Source organism: Streptomyces sp. SID5910 (genome assembly GCF_009862125.1).
GTDB lineage: Bacteria > Actinomycetota > Actinomycetes > Streptomycetales > Streptomycetaceae > Streptomyces.
In genome coordinates this window covers 1-16,510 of the sequence record NZ_WWHX01000550.1, presented here as the reverse complement: position 1 = coordinate 16,510, position 16,510 = coordinate 1, and the positions used below count along the sequence as shown (strand labels likewise).

Here is a 16,510-nt window from a genome sequence, read left to right as displayed (position 1 = left end):
TAGCGGGCGGCGGGGACGTGGAGCGCGGCGCCGCGCTCGACGCCCTGCTGGGCCCACTCGAACACCGCCCGGACGCTCCAGCCCGGGCGCGGCCCGCTGGGACTCATCTGCCGCTGCCAGCGGTCGAAGCAGCCCGTCTCGTGGGCGGCACGCACGCGCGTGGCGATCGATTCGCGGGCGTCCTCCGCCCACAGGCGCCAGGGCCTGGGCTCGAACGCGTCGCGCACGGCGGCGGCCAGTTCGGCGTCGCCCTCGGGATCGCGCGGGAAGCGGGCCAGCACGGGCGCGGCGAGGGCGCGCAGCCCCGCGTCGTCGTCGCGCAGGGCCAGCTCGTCCAGGGCCCAGGCCCAGTTGACGCCGTGGGCCGCGTACCGGCGCAGCAGCTGGAGCGCGTCGAGCCTGCCGTAGGAGGCGAGGTGGCCGAGGACGGCGAGGGCCAGTCCGGTGCGTGACTCGTCGGAGTCGAGGACGTCCTCGGGGTCGAAGAGGTGGGTCTCGATCGCGTCCAGCTCGCCGTTCAGGTCGAGGTAGAGGCGGGCGTAGTAGAGGGAGCGGTTCTCCACCTGCCAGTCGTGGCGGGGATCGCGCAGCACGCAGTGGTTCAGCGCCGCGAGCGCCTCGGCGCGCGGGGCGGTGAGCGCGTGCAGCGTGCCGTCGCCGCGACCCCGTTGCAGCAGGCCGAGCAGGGTACCGCTGGGCGCTATGACCGGATCGAACATGGGAAACAGCCTCACATCAAGCGTCGACGCAACCGGGAACCACGCATTACCTGGCCGCGTGACAACACGTCGGGGCGCCCGCCGTCTCTTGCTTGCCGTGAACCATGTTTCTCTGCCTCTCGTCGGTGGCCCATGCGGGCCGCGTCACGGCCCGCGCGGTGCGGCAACACCTGCCCAGCCATCACGCCCGTGAACCACGTCGTCATGATGACCCGGCGGTCACATCTGCCGCGACCGAAATTTCGGCGGCCCCGTACCGCCTCCCCCGTTTGTTGTGTTTCCCCTGGTCAGCGTGGTGCGCCAGGGATGGATCGACCAGGGATCACGCGACCCCGAACAGCTCCAGCAGCTCGGTCCGGGCGAACATCCGCGCCGTGTCGACCGCCGACGGAGTGCCCGCGGACGGATCCGCACCGGCCTCCAGGAGGGCCTTGGTCACGGCCGTCTCCCCCTTGAAGGCGGCACCGGCGAGCGGGGTCTGGCCGCGGTCGTTGATCCGGTCCGCATCGGCGCCGCGGGCCAGCAGCTCGCGGACCGCGTCGGCGTGGCCGTGGTAGGCGGCGAGCATGACGAGGGAGTCACCCCGGTCGTTGGTGAGGTTGGCCGGAACACCGGCGTCCACATAGGCCACCAGCTCCTCGGTCCGCCCCTGCCGGGCCAGATCGAAGATCTTGGTCGCCAGCTCCACGACCTCGGGGTCGGGGGCTTCACTCATGGGCCGGACCACCTCTCACTCACGGACGTACGTACGTCGGGGACTGCGTGTGCGCACGGCCGCGAGCGGTGCGGCCGTACGAGTGAATCGCCAGGGTACTGGCTCGCGCCGCACATGAGCGGACGCGCCCGAGGCAAAGATCGTCACGGACCCGGCCGGGCGCAACCCCCGCGCGCGGCCGGACCGGGGACCGCTCCGCCACACGGGGCAAATTCATGAAAATTCCTCCATTTGCACCTTTAATCGTATGGATACATCCTGTGATCCTGGAAGTACTCATGGTGACTGTCCCCGCGAACCAGGAGAACTCACATGATCCTCTCGATCTCAGGCGTGGTCCTGCTCGGCATCGTCGTCTTCATCTTCTTCCGCAAGGACGGCCTCAAGGCCTCGCACGCGCTGGTCGCGGTCCTGTTCGGCTTCTACCTCGCCAGCACGGCCATCGCCCCGAGCATCAGAGCGGGCGGCGAGAGCCTGGCGGGCCTGCTCGGCGGAATCAAGTTCTGACGGCTCGGCCCGCCCGAAACCCGCACGTACGCACTCCCAGGAGGCAGCAGTGGCCCGGCGGCCCCTCCCCCGCATTCTGAGCAACGGCGGCGCACAGCTCGCCCGGAGCCGGGAGCTGGCCCGGACGGCGGCCGACAGCGCCACGGACGTCCTCCAGCCGCTCATCACGATCGGCCGCGGTCTGCGCCGGCTGGCCTCGGCCGCCCGGCGCAGATGGACCGAGACCCCCAAGGACCGGCGCGGCGCGCTGCTGTTCCTGGTGGCCTCCGTGGTCCTGGTGGTGGCGCTGGCGCCGTACGGCCCGCTGCTCGCCGTCATCGCCCTGATGACGGCGGCGGCGTGGCAGGGCAGGGACCGCACGCCGCCGGGGCCCCAGGGCCCCGACGACGCGCAGATCCAGCGCCTCAAGTCGCTCTACGAGGCGCTGGTCCCGTACTTCTCGAAGGCCGAGGACCCGGATCCGCTCTACGTCCACGGCGGCGCGTGGGAGAAGGCGTTCCCGGCGCACGAGTTCGACGGCACCGGCCGCATCACCGAACTGGTGATCCGCTACCCGGCGTACTTCACCGACGGGGAGGCGCAGTCCCGGGCGCGGATCGAGCACCTGCTCACCGCGAAGGCCGGCCGGGGCCGCGAGTACCACTACACGTGGGACGAGGAGGCCAACCACCTCACCGTCGCCGTGCTCCCGCCGCTGCCCACCGACATCGCCGCCCAGCGGTTCGTGACGGCACCGGGCGAGACGGTCCTCGGCTTCACCGACCCGACGCGCGTGCAGCGCACCCTGCCGCTCACCCACGGCGAGGAGCAGCGGGACGTGCCGCCGGTCGTCTGGCGCACGGGCATCCGCTCCACCGAGCCGCATCTGCTGGTCCTCGGGCAGCCGGGCACCGGCACCTCCACCCTGCTGCGCTCGATCGCCCTCCAGGCCCTGCACCACGGCGACCTGGTCATCGTGGACGGCGGCGGCACCGGCGAGTACGCCTGTCTCACCGGACGCGACGGCGTCCTGGCCGTCGAGTGCGGCCTCGCCGGGGCGCTGACCAGCCTGGAGTGGGCCGCCCACGAGACGGAGCGCAGGCTGATCGCCGTCAACCGGGCCCGGCAGGAAGGCAAGCCGGCGCCCGACGACACCCGACGGCCCCTGTGGGTCCTCGTGGACCGGCCGAGCGCGTTCACGCACCTCGCCGCGGCGGACGGCCGCCGGGATCCCCAGTCCCTCCTCCAGATCCCGCTGCGGCACGGCCGGGCGGCGCACGTGACGGTGGTCGTCGCCGATCAGCTGGACGCGCTGGACGGCCTGGTCGACGCCGTACGGCAGCACACGCGCGCGCGGGTGGTGCTCGGTCCGGCCACGGCCGACGAGCTGACGGCCGTGCTGGGCGCCGCCCCGCACACGACGCCCGTCGACCAGGTGCCGCCCGGCCGCGGCTACGCCCGCCTCGGCACGGGCCCGGTGCACCGGCTCCAGGTGCCGGCCACGCCTGACCCCTACGACGACGCGACGAGCGACGCGCAGCGGCAGGCGGTCCTCGAGCTGCTGCCGCCGCGCACGACGCCCGCCGACGGTGAGCAGGCGTCCGTGCCCGCGAAGGCCAGGCCGCACACGATCCTGATCAAGACGCAGGGCACTCCGGTCGAGACCCGGACCGTCGCCACCGAGGGCACGGCAAGGCTGGAGCCCCGGTCCGCGCCCGAGGAGACCGACGGCACCGAGGACACCAAGAACGCCGACGACACCGAGGACACCTCCGACAAGCCGGACCCCGAACCCGAGCCGGCCGCCGCCGCAGCGGACAGGGCCACCGTCGAGGCTCCCCGCACCGAGAAGGCACCGGCCGGACCGACCACCGCGGACCCGGTTCCCGCCGAGGCCGTCGCCGTGGAGGCCGCCCCCGCCAAGGCCGTCGCGGCGGAGACGACCTGACCCGCGGCCCGGCCGTCAGGTGTCACCCCGCCCGGCCGGGCCACAAGCCGGCACCCCCACGCCCCCGGCGAGTCCCCGCCGGGGGTGCGGCGCGTCCCGGCTAGGCCACGAAGGTCCGGGGCGCCTCGCTCCCGCCGGCGCCGCCCTTCTCCACCAGCCGGGCCGCCGCGGCCAGCCGTGCGGCCGCCTCCTCGGCCACCGGCCCGCCGACGGTGAACGGCAGCCGGACGTATCCCTCGAACGCCCCGTCGACCCCGAACCTCGGCCCGGACGGCACCCGCACCCCGACCCGCTCCCCCGCCTCGGCGAGCCGCGAGCCCGAGAGCCCGCCGGAGCGCACCCACAGGGTGAGGCCGCCGCGCGGCACCTCGAACTCCCAGTCCGGCAGCTCGCGCCGCACCGCCGCCACCAGCTCGTCCCGGTTCTGCCGGGCCTGCTCGCGGCGCATCCGCACCGCCTGCTCCCAGCCGCCCGTGCTGAACAGCCAGTTCACCGCCAGCTGCTCCAGCACCGGCGTGCCCAGGTCGGCGTAGGCGCGCGCGGCGACCAGGCTGCGGATCACGTCGGGGGCGGCGCGGACCCAGCCGATGCGCATGCCGGCCCAGAAGGCCTTGCTGGCGGAGCCGACGGTGACGACCGTGGAGCCGGCCGGGTCGAAGGCGCACACGGGGCGCGGCATCTCGACGTCGTCCTCCAGCCACAGCTCGCTCATCGTCTCGTCGGCGACGAGGACGGTGCCGGCCGACCGGGCCGCGTCCACCAGCCGCCGTCGCTGGTCGTCGTCGGCGAGCGCGCCGGTGGGGTTGTGGAAGTCGGCGACGACGTAGGCGATGCGGGGCGCGGCCTCGCGCAGCACCTGCCGCCAGCGGTCCACGTCCCAGCCGGTGAGGCCCTCGGCCATCGCGACGGGGACCAGCCGCGCCCCGGCCTCCCGCATGAGCTGGAGGATGTTGGCGTACGACGGCGACTCGACGGCGATGCGCTCGCCGCGTCCCCCGAAGAGGTGGCAGATCGCGTCGATGGCGCCCATGGCGCCGGTGGTCACCATGATCTGCTCGGGCATGGTCGGGATGCCGCGCGCGGTGTAGCGCTCGGCGATCATCGACCGCAGCGCGGGCAGCCCGGCCGGGTAGTCGCCGTGGGTGTGCGCGTAGGGCGGCAGCTCCTCCAGGGCGCCCTGCACCGCGCGGGTGAGCCAGGGTTCGGGCGCGGGCAGCGCCGCGCAGCCGAGGTCGATCATCGAGCCGAGGGCCTCGGGCGGCAGGGGCTCCAGGCCGCGCGCGGGCAGCGGGTTCCCTGCCGGTACGGCGGTCCAGCTGCCGGCACCGCGGCGGGACTCCAGGAAGCCCTCGGCGCGCAGGGCCTCGTAGGCGGCGGCGACCGTGGTGCGGCTGACGGTCAGGGCGAGGGCCAGCTCGCGTTCGGCGGGCAGCCGGGCAGCGACCGGCACCCGGCCTTCGAGGACGAGCAGCCGGATGCCGTCGGCGAGCGCGCGGTAGGCGGGCGGGCGGCGGGTGCCGGGTCCTGCCGGGCGGTCCTGCTGGGAGCCGAGCAGCCGGGCGAGCTGGGCCGCCCCCACGGCCGAGGTCCACTGTGCCATGGAAATCAGTCCACCTTCCCCGAATTGGCCATGGTTGGCCCTGCTTCTCACGCCACAGGGTGTCATGCAGCAGGCCACTACCACCACACAGGGGGGACGTCTTGTCCAGTCGATCCGGGCACGGTCATCTCACGCGGCGACTGACACAGCTCTACGGCGGTCTCGTGCTCTACGGCGCGAGCTCGGCGCTGCTGGTCAGGTCCGGGCTCGGCCTGGAGCCGTGGAACGTGCTGCACCAGGGCCTCGCCGAGCGCACGGGCCTGTCCATGGGCGTGGTGCTGACCCTCGTGGGCGCGGCCGTGCTGCTGCTGTGGATCCCGCTGCGTCAGCGGCCGGGCCTGGGCACGGTCTCCAACGTGCTGGTGATCGGCGCCGCGATGGACGCCACACTGGCCGTGGTGCCCGACGCCCACGGCTGGACGCTGCGGATCGCCATGATGACGGCCGGGATCGTCCTGAACGGCGCGGCGACCGGGCTGTACATCGCGGCCCGGTTCGGTCCGGGTCCGCGGGACGGCCTGATGACGGGCCTGAACCGGCGCACGGGCCTGTCGGTGCGGCTGGTGCGCACGGTCCTGGAGGTCACCGTCGTGGCGACGGGCTTCGTCCTCGGCGGCACGGTCGGCGTCGGCACCCTGCTGTACGCCCTGTCGATCGGACCGCTCGCCCAGGTCTTCCTGCGGGTGTTCGCCGTGCCGGCGGCGCCGGAAGGCAGCACCGTGGTTGCCTCGGCTCAGCCCCCGCGCGCGATACTGCGGCGGTGACCACCCCGATACGCCACCCGTACCTCGACCATCCCGGCCCGATCGCCTTCGCCCACCGGGGCGGTGCCGCGGACGGCCTGGAGAACACGCTGCGCCAGTTCCGGCGCGCGGTCGAGGCGGGCTACCGGTACATCGAGACGGACGTCCACGCCACGCGGGACGGCAAGCTCGTCGCCTTCCACGACGCGACCCTGGACCGGGTCACGGACGGGGCCGGCCGGATCGCCGACCTGCCCTGGGAGGAGGTGGGCCGCGCGCGCGTGGCGGGCGAGGAGCCGGTGCCCCTCTTCGAGGAGCTGCTGGAGACCTTCCCCGAGGTGCGCTGGAACATCGACGTGAAGGCGGAGCCGGCTCTGCGGCCCCTCCTGGAGCTGGTCCGGCGGAGGGACGCCTGGGACCGGATCTGCGTCGGCTCGTTCTCCGAGGCCCGGGTCGTGCGCGCGCAGCGGCTGGCCGGACCGCGCCTGGCGACCTCGTACGGCACCCGGGGGGTGCTCGGCCTGCGGCTGCGCTCCTGGGGCGTGCCGGCCGCGCCGCGCCGCTCGGCGGTGGCCGCGCAGGTGCCCGAGGCCCAGTCGGGCATCCCGGTGGTGGACCACCGGTTCGTGCGCGCCGCCCACGCGCGCGGGCTCCAGGTGCACGTGTGGACGGTGAACGATCCGGCCCGTATGCACCGGCTCCTGGACCTGGGAGTGGATGGCATCATGACCGATCACATCGACACACTGCGCAAGGTCATGGAGGACCGCGGCGTCTGGGTCTGACCCTCCGGGACCCGTGGCCGGGGCACCGGCGGCGGCGCGCGTTCACGGGGAAGCGAGGGCACGGGTGGGCATCGACACCGTGCGGACGGACGAGGCCGACGGGGCGGCCGACCGGCGGCGCGAGCAGCGCGGCTGGTACTTCTACGACTGGGCGTGCTCGGTCTACTCGACGAGCGTGCTCACCGTGTTCCTGGGGCCCTATCTGACGTCGGTCGCCGAGTCGGCGGCGGACGCGGACGGCTATGTGCACCCCCTGGGCATTCCGGTGCGTTCCGGGTCCTTCTTCGCGTACTCGGTGTCCCTGTCGGTGATCGTGGCAGTGCTGGTGATGCCTGTGGTGGGCGCAGCCGCCGACCGCACGGGCCGCAAGAAGCCGCTGCTCGGGGCCGCCGCGTACACCGGGGCGGCGGCGACGGCCGCCATGTTCTTCCTCGACGGCGACCGCTATCTGCTGGGCGGCCTGCTGCTGATCGTCGCGAACGCCGCGCAGTCGGTGGCGATGATGCTCTACAACTCCTACCTGCCGCAGATCGCGCCGCCCGAGGAACGCGACGCGGTCTCCTCGCGCGGCTGGGCCTTCGGCTACGCGTCCGGATCGCTGGTCCTGGTCGCGAACCTGATCCTCTACACCGCCCACGACTCCTTCGGGCTGAGCGAGAGCGCGGCGGTCCGCGTCTGCCTCGCCTCGGCCGGGCTGTGGTGGGGGGCCTTCGCGCTCATACCGCTGCGGCGGCTGCGCGACCGCCGCGTCCCCGCCCGGGAGGGGGCCCTGCCCGGCTTCCGGCAGCTGGCGGCGACCGTCCGCGACATGCGCCGCCGCCCGCTGACCCTGGCCTTCCTGCTGGCCTATCTGGTCTACAACGACGGCATCCAGACGGTGATCTCCCAGGCCTCGGTCTACGGCTCCGAGGAGCTGGGACTCGGGCAGTCCACGCTCATCGTGGCCGTGCTGCTGGTCCAGGTGCTGGCGGTGGTGGGCGCGCTGGCGCTGGGCCGGCTGGCCCGGACGTACGGCGCCAAGCGCACGATCCTCGGATCACTGGTCGCCTGGACGGTGACGCTCGCGGCCGGGTACTTCCTGCCGGCCGGGGTGCCGGCGTGGTTCTTCGTGCTGGCGGCGGGCATCGGCCTCGTCCTCGGCGGCAGCCAGGCGCTGTCCCGCTCGCTCTTCTCGCACCTGGTCCCGCCCGGCAAGGAGGCCGAGTACTTCTCCGCGTACGAGATGAGCGACCGCGGCATGAGCTGGCTCGGGCCGCTGCTGTTCGGGCTCACCTACCAGCTGACCGGGAGCTACCGGGACGCGATCATCTCGCTGGTGGCGTTCTTCGTCATCGGTTTCGTCCTGCTCGCGCGGGTACCGGTCCGGCGTGCGATCGGCGACGCGGGCAACCCGGTACCCGAAAGGATTTAGCACTCGACACGAAAGGGCTGTAGTGTACGCGTTTGGCCTGCCAGGCGTACCGTTACTGCGCGTCAAAGGTGCCGAAACGCTATGTCGCATCTGGTGACAGAGGTGACAAACCGGACGTCGGCGGGTACTGCACTGGTTGCAAGGCTGCGGCTGCGACGGCGACGCAGGGCCCGGAACGGGGACTCCGGACGGGAATCTTTACCGCCGCCCGGACGTTGACCGGATGACGACGACAGCGACACCTGTCCTGTGGGCGACAAGCCCGGGAGGCACGATTCATGAGTGAGCGAGCTCTTCGCGGCACGCGCCTCGTGGTGACCAGCTACGAGACGGACCGCGGCATCGACCTGGCCCCGCGCCAGGCCGTGGAGTACGCATGCGAGAAGGGACATCGATTCGAGATGCCCTTCTCGGTCGAGGCGGAGATCCCGCCGGAGTGGGAGTGCAAGGTCTGCGGGGCCCAGGCACTCCTGGTGGATGGCGACGGCCCTGAGGAGAAGAAGGCCAAGCCCGCGCGTACGCACTGGGACATGCTGATGGAGCGGCGCACCCGCGAGGAACTCGAAGAGGTCCTCGAGGAGCGACTGGCCGTTCTGCGCTCCGGCGCGATGAACATCGCGGTTCATCCGCGGGACAGCCGCAAGAGTGCGTAGTCCCTGCGGGGGCTGAGCCGGGCTTTCAGCGAAGCAAGCGATCGCGGGCGCCGTACGTGGTTTCACGTACGGCGCCCGCGCTTTGTCATGGGCGCCCTCGCCGGGTGCGGCCCGCTCAGCGCGTCAGCGGCGGGCGGGGGTCCTGTGGGGCGTCGCCCGGCTCGTCCCGGATCACCTCGCCCTGGACGACCTTGCCGTCCGGGCGGTGCATGCGGGCCTGGCGGAAGGCGTCACCCAGGGTGCCCGAGCGGGCTTCGCCGAGCTTCCGCTCGAAGGTCCGCTGCGTGTACCGGCTCACGGCCTTCTGGACCGGGGGCAGCAGGAGGAGCAGTCCCAGCGCGTCCGAGATCATGCCGGGGATCATCAGGAGCAGGCCGCCCAGCATCGTCAGCCCGTTGCCCTCGCTGTTGGCTCGGGGCCCCGGCGTCGCGCCGGGCTGCTGCTGTTGCAGCGTCTCGGTGAGGTCGCGGAAGGCCCGGCGGCCGGCCCGCTTGATGACCACGGAGCCGAGCACCACGCCGGCGACCAGGATCAGGAAGACCACCCAGCCGCTCGACGCGCCCGCGACCACGGTCAGCAGCCAGATCTCCAGCACGAGCCAGGCGGCCAGGCCCAGCGGCAGATACGTGCGCAGCCGGGAGCGCCGGGGCCGGGCGGGGGGCCTGGGGGTCTGAGCGCCTGTCGTCATACCCCCAGTGTGCCTGGGCCCGGCTCAGCGCGGGATAAGGGGATGATCAGGCCTTCTCGTCCGGCGCGGACGGCTGTGCCGGAGCGCTCTCCCCGGCCGGCCCGGCATCGGCGCCCTGGCCGCCCGGCTCGTCAACCGGCCGGTCGGCGGGTCCGCCGGGCTTGTCGGCGGGCTCGTCGGGCCCGTCAGCGGCCTTCTCGGGCCTGCCGGCGGCCTTCTCGGGCCTGTCTGGGGTCTTGTCGCGGCCGAGGACCTTGCCGACCCTCTCCCCCACGCCCCACGTGGTGACCCGCCACAGGGCCTCCACGAGGATGTCGCGGCTCATCTTGGAGTCGCCGAGTTCGCGCTCGACGAACGTGATGGGCACCTCGACGACGTGGTAGCCGGCCTTGACCGCCCGGCGGGCCAGGTCGACCTGGAAGCAGTAGCCCTGCGAGGCGACCTCGTCCAGGCCGAGCCCCTCCAGGGTCTCCCGGCGGAAGGCGCGGTAGCCGCCCGTGATGTCGCGCAGCGGCAGGTCGAGCGCCAGGCGCGAGTACATGCTGCCGCCGCGGGAGATGAACTCCCGGGACCTGGGCCAGTTCACCACTCGGCCGCCGGGCACCCAGCGGGAGCCGAGCACCAGGTCGGCGCCCTTGAGCGCGGTCAGCAGCCGGGGAAGCTCCTCGGGCTGGTGGGAGCCGTCGGCGTCCATCTCGACCAGTACGCCGTACCCGTGCTCCAGGCCCCAGCGGAAGCCCGCGAGGTAGGCGGCGCCCAGCCCCTCCTTGCCCTTGCGGTGCAGGACCTGGACGTGGTCGTCCCCGGCGGCCAGTTCGTCGGCGAGCTTGCCGGTGCCGTCGGGGCTGTTGTCGTCGGCCACGAGCACGTGGGCCTCGGGGACCGCCTCGCGCACGCGCCCGACGATCGCCTTGATGTTCTCCGCCTCGTTGTAGGTCGGGATGATCACCAGGGCCGTGCCCAGGGGGCCGAACCGCCTCCCTTGGTCCGCTGCCGCGAGCGTCCCGTCGCCGTCGTTCACTGCTGCCCCTTCATGTCCGTACGCAGAGGTCCACCATAGTGGCCGCGGCCTGCGATGACGTGACAGGACGTTCGATTGGTGGTGTCGGCGCCACAGAACGTGGGTAGGGATGCGCGTTTCGGACCGTTCCGCGGCGGATGGGGGCCCGGCGCCCTTCGGGCCGACCTGGGGCCCGCTGGCTGCGGGTCGACCGAAAGCCGTTGTCTACTGAGCGCCCGGGCCCCACCCGGGTCACACCTCCCGACCGGCCGTATCGTTCCCCCGCCGTGGCGCGAGCGCTGAGCCTGGCTCCCAGTGGCGGTGCGCCGGTGCGGCACACCGTCCCTGACGCAGCGGCGCCGCGGCGAGTGCGCGGAGGTTTCCCGGTCGGGCGTCCGGTGGTGGACTCCGCCGAACCTACCGGCCCTCCGCCGTCGCCTGTCAACAGTCGTTCGACCTGCGGTTTTCGTACCAATGCCCAGGTCAGCGCGGCGGCGGCCCGGTGTGTGCGGGCCTGAAGATCACCGCCCCGTCGGCCGTGGAGATCACTCGCCCGGCCGTACGAAGACCGTCCGGCCGCCCACCACGGTGCGCAGGCAGACCGGCAGGTCCCGGCCCGGGGTGAGGTCGGGCAGGCCGGGGGTGCCGGAGCGCGGGTCCGTCGACCAGCGCGCGACCCGGTCGTCGGGGGCCTGGACCACCAGCTCGCCGGTGCGCCAGACGGCGTAGTCCGCGGGCGCACCCGGCACCAGGACGCCCGCGTCGTCCCGGCCGATCGCCCGCCAGCCGCCGCGCGTATGCGCGGTGAAGGCGGCTCGCACCGAGACGCGGTGCTCCGGGGTGCGGTGGAAGGCCGCGGCGCGGACGGTGCCCCACGGGTCGAGGGGGGTGACCGGGCTGTCGGAGCCGAAGGCGAGCGGGACACCGGCGCGCAGCAGGGCCGCGAAGGGGTTGAGGGTGCGGGCCCGCTCGGCGCCCAGCCGCTGGGCGTACATGCCGTCCTCGCCGCCCCACAGCGCGTCGAAGGCGGGCTGCACGGAGGCGGTCAGGCCCAGCTCGGCGAAGGCCGCGACGGTCTCCGGGGTGAGCATCTCGGCGTGTTCGACGCGGTGGCGGGCGGCGCGGACGCGGGCGAAACCGACCTTCTCGGCGGCGGCGCGCACGCCCTCCACGACGGCGGTCACGGCGGCGTCGCCGATGGCGTGGAAGCCCGCCTGGAGGCCCGCCTCGGTGCAGGCGACGACGTGCGCGGCGATGTCGGCGGCGTCCAGGTAGGCGGTGCCGGTGTGGGCGGCGTCGGTGTGGGCGGCGTCGGCGTACGGCTCGTGCAGGCAGGCGGTGCCCGAGCCGAGGGCGCCGTCGACGAAGAGGTCGCCGGCGGCGCCGACCGCGCCCAGCTCCCGCGCCTTGTCGACGTCCTGTTCGGCCCAGTAGCCGATCACGCGCGGCCCGTCTCCCGCGGCGGCGAGGCGCAGCAGTCCGGTGAGGTCGTCCTCGGAGGAGATCTCCGGGCCTGCGCACTCGTGAACGCTTCCGATGCCGAGAGAGGCGGCGTGCGCGAGGGCGGCGCGCTGGGCCTCGGTGCGCTGGGCGGGGGTGAGGGCGCCCAGCGCGGTGGCGCGCGCGGCGTGGTGGTCGCCGGCGGTGAGCGGGCCGTCCGTACGGGCGACGTCGCCGGGGACCAGGTCGAGCAGCGCGGTGGTGACGACCGCGGAGTGGACGTCGATACGGCTGAGGTAGAGGGGCCGGCCGCCGGTGGCCTCGTCCAGTTCCGCGCGGGTCGGGGGCAGGGCCTCGGGCCAGCGGGAGGCGTCCCAGCCGTGTCCGAGCAGGACCCGGTCGCCGGGGCGGGCGGCGGCGAAGTCCCGGACGAGGGCGAGGGCGGCCTCGCGGGTGGGGGCGCCGGACAGGTCGAGGCCGGTGAGGGCGAGGCCGGTGGACGTGGTGTGCACGTGTGCGTCGGTGAACGCCGGGGTGACCAGCGCGCCGTCCAGGTCGATCACCTCGTCCACGCCGTCCGCGAAGGCGTCCGCGGCGCCCTCGGAGCCGACCCAGGCGACCTGGCCGCGCTCGACGACCATGGCCGTCGCGAAGGGGTCGGCGGGACTGTGGACCTCGCCGCGGCGCAGCAGGACGGTGGCGGGCGGGGTGGTGGACTGACTCATGGACACCAGTCTCGCCCCTCGCGCCGGGCGGCCCGCACGCAGGTCGGCGCCGCGCGGGGCCAGGGCGTCCGGGTGGGGTCAGATCCGGGGCGGGCGGGCCTCGTAGGGCGTCGAGAGGACCACGGTGGTCCGGGTCGAGACGCCGGCCAGGGAGCGCACCCGGGCGAGCAGTTCCTCCAGCTCGTGCGGGGTGGCCACACGCACCTTGAGGATGTAGTTCTCGTCGCCCGCCACGCTGTGGCAGGCCTCGATCTCGGGGACCCCGGCCAGCCGGTCGGCGATGTCGTCGGGCGCGCTGGGGTCGAACGGTTTCACGGAGATGAAGGCGGTCATCGGGAGCCCGACGGCCTCCGGGTCGACGACCGCGGCGTATCCGCGGATGACGCCACGCTGTTCCAGCCGCCGCACCCGCTGGTGCACGGCCGACGTGGACAGGCCCGTGGCCTTGCCCAGGTCTGTGTAGCTCATCCGCCCGTCCTTGACGAGCAGCTGCACGATCTGTCGGTCCAGCTCCTCCATGGCGCAAGAACCTACAGTGCGCTTGATCTCCACGGATACCTGAGCGGCCCAGGTCATGCCCGGTTCGTGATGTGGGCGGCGTCCGACGGTCGGCACGGCGGGGACAAAACCACCGCACCGGGCACCTGCGAGCGGCATGTGACCAACACCACACCTTCCGGTCCGTCTCCGTGATGTTCTCGTGATTACCCGTGAGGGCGGACGGGAAGTGCTTGCTGTGGCCGAGACCGCAGTGCCGTCACGGCCCAGCCCGAGGGGGAGAATCCCATGCAGAGTCTTAAGCGCCCTGGCCGTACCGCGCCCAAGCGGCAGCAGCCCGTCGTCGAATCCGTGCCGGAGGGCGTCGATCCCGACGCCTTCGACGACGAGGAACTCGACGCCTACGACACCTTCGAGATGTACCGGGTGATCTGCCCGGACTGCGCGCAGCCCATCGCCCTGCTGGCGGACGAGGAGGTGCTGCCGGAGCACGCGCTGTGCGCCTCGCCGTGGAACCCGTTCGGGCTGACCGTCTGCGCGGGCACCGGACGCAGGGCCACCGAGGCGCGTCCCGCGGACGAGTCCTCCCGGCCCCACGAGCAGGACACCGCCCTGCTGTTGACGCTGCCGCACGGTCTCGACTGGCGGACCCAGCCCTTCTCCCACGTCGGCGGCCCGGGCTCGCGCCCGATGCGCGTGCCGACGATGCGGCGCGCGGCCGCCTGAGCGACCGCGTCCCGGGGCAGCCCGGGGCGCCGCTTCTCGCACGCTTCCTTCCGCGCCACGGCACGCAGACCGCCGTGGCGCGGACAGGTGTGCCACGAGGTCCCGTGAACGGGGCGGCGAACCCGTGAACGCACGCCCGATTCCGCGGGCCGGTGACCTGACCGCGCCGCGCCGCGTTGCCCTGGCATGACTCCCACGTACTCGGCGACCGGGAGCCGGCGCCGCGTGTTCGTGCCGGTACCGACGGGACAGGTGCCACCGGCTCCGCAGCCCCCGGACCCGCCGATCTACCGCGAGTTGATGCGGACCTGGGCCGACCGCGGCCGCACCCTGCCGGGGCGGGACGACCCGGAGTGGGTCAGGCTCGCCGAGCCCCCGCGCGGGCTCGGCGACGTCGTGGCGACCGGTGACTTCAGTGTCACCGGCACCTTCAGCGTTCCTCGGGCCCCGCGAGGTGACGGGCGATGACCATCCGCTGGATCTGGTTGGTGCCCTCGACGATCTGGAGCACCTTCGCCTCGCGCATGTAGCGCTCGGCCGGGAAGTCCGCGGTGTAGCCGTAGCCGCCGAGGACCTGCACGGCGTCGGTGGTGACCCGCATCGCCGTGTCGGTGCAGAAGAGCTTGGCCATGGCGGCCTGCTTGGCGAACGGCAGTCCGGCGTCGCGCAGCCGTGCCGCCGTCAGGTACAGCGCGCGGCCGGCCTCGACCTGGGTGGCCATGTCGGCGAGCATGAAGCGCAGCCCCTGGAAGTCGGAGATCGGCTTGCCGAACTGGCGCCGCTCGGCCGCGTAGGAGACCGCCTCGTCCAGGGCCGCCTGGGCCACGCCGATCGCGCAGGCGGCGATGCCGAGCCGCCCGGAGTCGAGCGCGGAGAGGGCGATCGCGAAGCCCTGCCCCTCCTCGCCGAGCCGCCGCGCGTCGGGGACCCGCACGCCGTCGAGGTGGACCTGGGCGGTGGGCGAGCCCTTGAGGCCCATCTTCTTCTCCGGCACCGCGACGCTCAGCCCCTCGGCGTCGCCGGGGACCAGGAAGGCGGTGATGCCGCGCGGGCCGTCGACGCCCGTGCGGGCCATGACGGTGTAGAAGTCGGCGATGCCGCCGTGGGTGATCCACGCCTTGGTGCCGGTGAGCACCCAGCTGTCGCCGTCGCGCACGGCCTTGGTGCGCAGGGAGGCGGCGTCCGAGCCGGAGGCGGGTTCGGAGAGGCAGTAGGCGCCGAGCAGGCCGCCGCCGAGCATCGCGGGCAGGTGCTCGACCTGCTGCTCCTTGGTGCCGTAGGCGGCGAGCGCGTAGGAGGCGAGGGTGTGCACGCTGACGCCGAGGCCGACGGTGAGCCGGGCCGCGGCGAGTTCCTCCAGGACCTGGAGGTAGACCTCGTAGGGCTGCTCGCCGCCGCCGTACTCGGCGTCGTAGGGCAGGCCGAGGAGGCCGGAGTCGGAGAGCAGGGTGAAGACCTCGCGCGGGAAGCGTCCGGCGTCCTCCTCCTCGGCCGCGCTCGGGGCGATCTCACGCTGCGCGATGTCGCGGACGAGCGAGATCAGATCCCGTGCCTCGTCCGTGGGCAGTTGCCGGTCCACCGGCTGCGGGGCGCGGTCGGGCATGGCGACGCTCTCCTCCCTGTCGGGCACATCGGCGGACGTGCGCCTTGGGTGGAGGCGGCGCCGCCTGGTCGTTCGGGCCTGGCCGATGCTCGCACTCCCGGGTCGCGGAAGCGGCTGACCAGCGGCTGTGCGCTGTGAGTATGCCCGATCGGACGTATGGAGTCACCAGTTAACGACCGCTTACTTCAAGAAATCTCCGGCCAGGTCACGGAGCCTCGAACCCCCCCGTCCGTGGGGGCCATTTGGTCCGAACCATTGACCGCACTGGTCTAGTCCTCCTACGGTGACGGCCGAGCGCGCTTACTGCGTTCATGCCAATCGGCGAGCGTTCTCTCTTCCCCCCACGAGGAGACACCCGATGCACGTCCCGCACCTCCCCCGCGCCCCCTTCCGGGCGCTCCTGTCCGCCCTGTGCACCGCCGCTCTCGGCGCCGGGCTGCTCGCCGGCGCGAGCGCCGCGACGGCCACGGGCGGCGCCACGGCAGCGCCGGCGGCCCCCGCCGCACAGGCAGCGGCCGGCTCCAAGGTCGTCGGCTACTTCACCGAATGGGGCACCTACGACCGCAAGTACTACGTCAAGAACATCGAGACGTCCGGCTCGGGCGCCAAGCTCACCCACATCAACTACGCGTTCGGCAACGTCACCGGCGGCAAGTGCGCCATGGGCGACGCCTACGCGGCCACCGACCGGGCGTACACCGCGGCGGAGTCCGTCGACGGCGCCGCCGACACCTGGGACCAGCCGCTGCGCGGCAACTTCAACCAGCTGC

General features: G+C 73.4%; 15 protein-coding genes and 2 pseudogenes. 9 read left to right on the top strand and 8 right to left on the bottom strand.

Annotated features, from left to right (window positions below; translation table 11 throughout):
* Both GTW67_RS19125 and GTW67_RS19120 read right to left on the bottom strand, forming a co-directional pair.
* Positions 1-719 (bottom strand): annotated as a pseudogene (locus GTW67_RS19125) (HEAT repeat domain-containing protein); the annotation flags it as partial.
* 322 nt (positions 720-1,041) lie between these two features.
* Positions 1,042-1,434 carry an ankyrin repeat domain-containing protein gene (locus tag GTW67_RS19120; protein ID WP_161166035.1) on the bottom strand — a complete coding sequence of 131 codons (393 nt, stop codon included), beginning with the start codon at positions 1,432-1,434 and terminating at the stop codon, positions 1,042-1,044.
* 312 nt (positions 1,435-1,746) lie between these two features.
* On the opposite strand from GTW67_RS19120, the gene GTW67_RS19115 reads away from it, so the two are divergent.
* Entirely contained in the window at positions 1,747-1,941 is a 195-nt protein-coding gene (locus GTW67_RS19115) for a hypothetical protein (RefSeq protein WP_161166034.1), read from the top strand.
* Between the two features lie 49 nt (positions 1,942-1,990).
* Entirely contained in the window at positions 1,991-3,868 is a 1,878-nt protein-coding gene (locus GTW67_RS19110) for a hypothetical protein (protein ID WP_161166033.1), read from the top strand.
* Between the two features lie 100 nt (positions 3,869-3,968).
* Here GTW67_RS19110 and GTW67_RS19105 read toward each other — a convergent pair whose 3' ends face one another.
* Entirely contained in the window at positions 3,969-5,468 is a 1,500-nt protein-coding gene (locus GTW67_RS19105) for an SCO1417 family PLP biosynthesis transcription factor (protein ID WP_161166032.1), read from the bottom strand.
* Positions 5,469-5,569: 101 nt separating this feature from the next.
* Here GTW67_RS19105 and yczE point away from each other — a divergent pair, with 101 nt between their 5' ends.
* From yczE to GTW67_RS19085, 4 genes are all read left to right on the top strand, one after another.
* Positions 5,570-6,232 carry a membrane protein YczE gene (gene yczE / locus GTW67_RS19100; RefSeq protein ID WP_161166031.1) on the top strand — a complete coding sequence of 221 codons (663 nt, stop codon included), beginning with the start codon at positions 5,570-5,572 and terminating at the stop codon, positions 6,230-6,232.
* The gene (locus GTW67_RS19095) at positions 6,229-6,996 is read left to right on the top strand and encodes a glycerophosphodiester phosphodiesterase family protein (protein WP_161166030.1); all 768 of its coding nucleotides are present in this window, start codon (positions 6,229-6,231) and stop codon (positions 6,994-6,996) included. The genes yczE and GTW67_RS19095 overlap by 4 nt, the downstream gene beginning before the upstream one ends.
* A 64-nt stretch (positions 6,997-7,060) precedes the next feature.
* Complete coding sequence (locus tag GTW67_RS19090) at positions 7,061-8,407, top strand: MFS transporter (RefSeq protein WP_161166029.1); 1,347 nt, start codon at positions 7,061-7,063, stop codon at positions 8,405-8,407.
* Positions 8,408-8,685: 278 nt separating this feature from the next.
* Positions 8,686-9,060, top strand: coding sequence for an RNA polymerase-binding protein RbpA (locus tag GTW67_RS19085; protein ID WP_003977404.1), 375 nt, complete (start codon positions 8,686-8,688; stop codon positions 9,058-9,060).
* A gap of 115 nt (positions 9,061-9,175) precedes the next feature.
* Here GTW67_RS19085 and fxsA read toward each other — a convergent pair whose 3' ends face one another.
* The 4 genes from fxsA to GTW67_RS19065 form a co-directional block, all read right to left on the bottom strand.
* A complete protein-coding gene (gene fxsA, locus GTW67_RS19080) occupies positions 9,176-9,748 on the bottom strand; it encodes an FxsA family membrane protein (RefSeq protein ID WP_161166028.1) in 573 nt (190 codons plus the stop codon).
* Between the two features lie 46 nt (positions 9,749-9,794).
* Positions 9,795-10,769 carry a polyprenol monophosphomannose synthase gene (locus tag GTW67_RS19075; protein ID WP_346010690.1) on the bottom strand — a complete coding sequence of 325 codons (975 nt, stop codon included), beginning with the start codon at positions 10,767-10,769 and terminating at the stop codon, positions 9,795-9,797.
* Positions 10,770-11,293: 524 nt separating this feature from the next.
* Positions 11,294-12,913 carry an amidohydrolase gene (locus tag GTW67_RS19070; protein WP_161166027.1) on the bottom strand — a complete coding sequence of 540 codons (1,620 nt, stop codon included), beginning with the start codon at positions 12,911-12,913 and terminating at the stop codon, positions 11,294-11,296.
* A 78-nt stretch (positions 12,914-12,991) separates the two neighbouring features.
* Complete coding sequence (locus tag GTW67_RS19065) at positions 12,992-13,432, bottom strand: Lrp/AsnC family transcriptional regulator (RefSeq protein ID WP_006136660.1); 441 nt, start codon at positions 13,430-13,432, stop codon at positions 12,992-12,994.
* Positions 13,433-13,699: 267 nt separating this feature from the next.
* On the opposite strand from GTW67_RS19065, the gene GTW67_RS19060 reads away from it, so the two are divergent.
* Both GTW67_RS19060 and GTW67_RS19055 read left to right on the top strand, forming a co-directional pair.
* A complete protein-coding gene (locus GTW67_RS19060; RefSeq protein ID WP_161166026.1) occupies positions 13,700-14,137 on the top strand; it encodes a hypothetical protein in 438 nt (145 codons plus the stop codon).
* A gap of 186 nt (positions 14,138-14,323) precedes the next feature.
* Entirely contained in the window at positions 14,324-14,605 is a 282-nt protein-coding gene (locus tag GTW67_RS19055) for a hypothetical protein (RefSeq protein ID WP_161166025.1), read from the top strand.
* On the opposite strand, the gene GTW67_RS19050 is transcribed toward GTW67_RS19055, so the two are convergent.
* Positions 14,568-15,740 (bottom strand): acyl-CoA dehydrogenase, encoded by a 1,173-nt coding sequence (locus GTW67_RS19050; protein ID WP_161166024.1) that lies wholly within the window; start codon positions 15,738-15,740, stop codon positions 14,568-14,570. The genes GTW67_RS19055 and GTW67_RS19050 overlap by 38 nt on opposite strands.
* A 358-nt stretch (positions 15,741-16,098) precedes the next feature.
* Here GTW67_RS19050 and GTW67_RS19045 point away from each other — a divergent pair.
* Positions 16,099-16,510, top strand: a pseudogene (locus GTW67_RS19045) (glycosyl hydrolase family 18 protein); the annotation flags it as partial.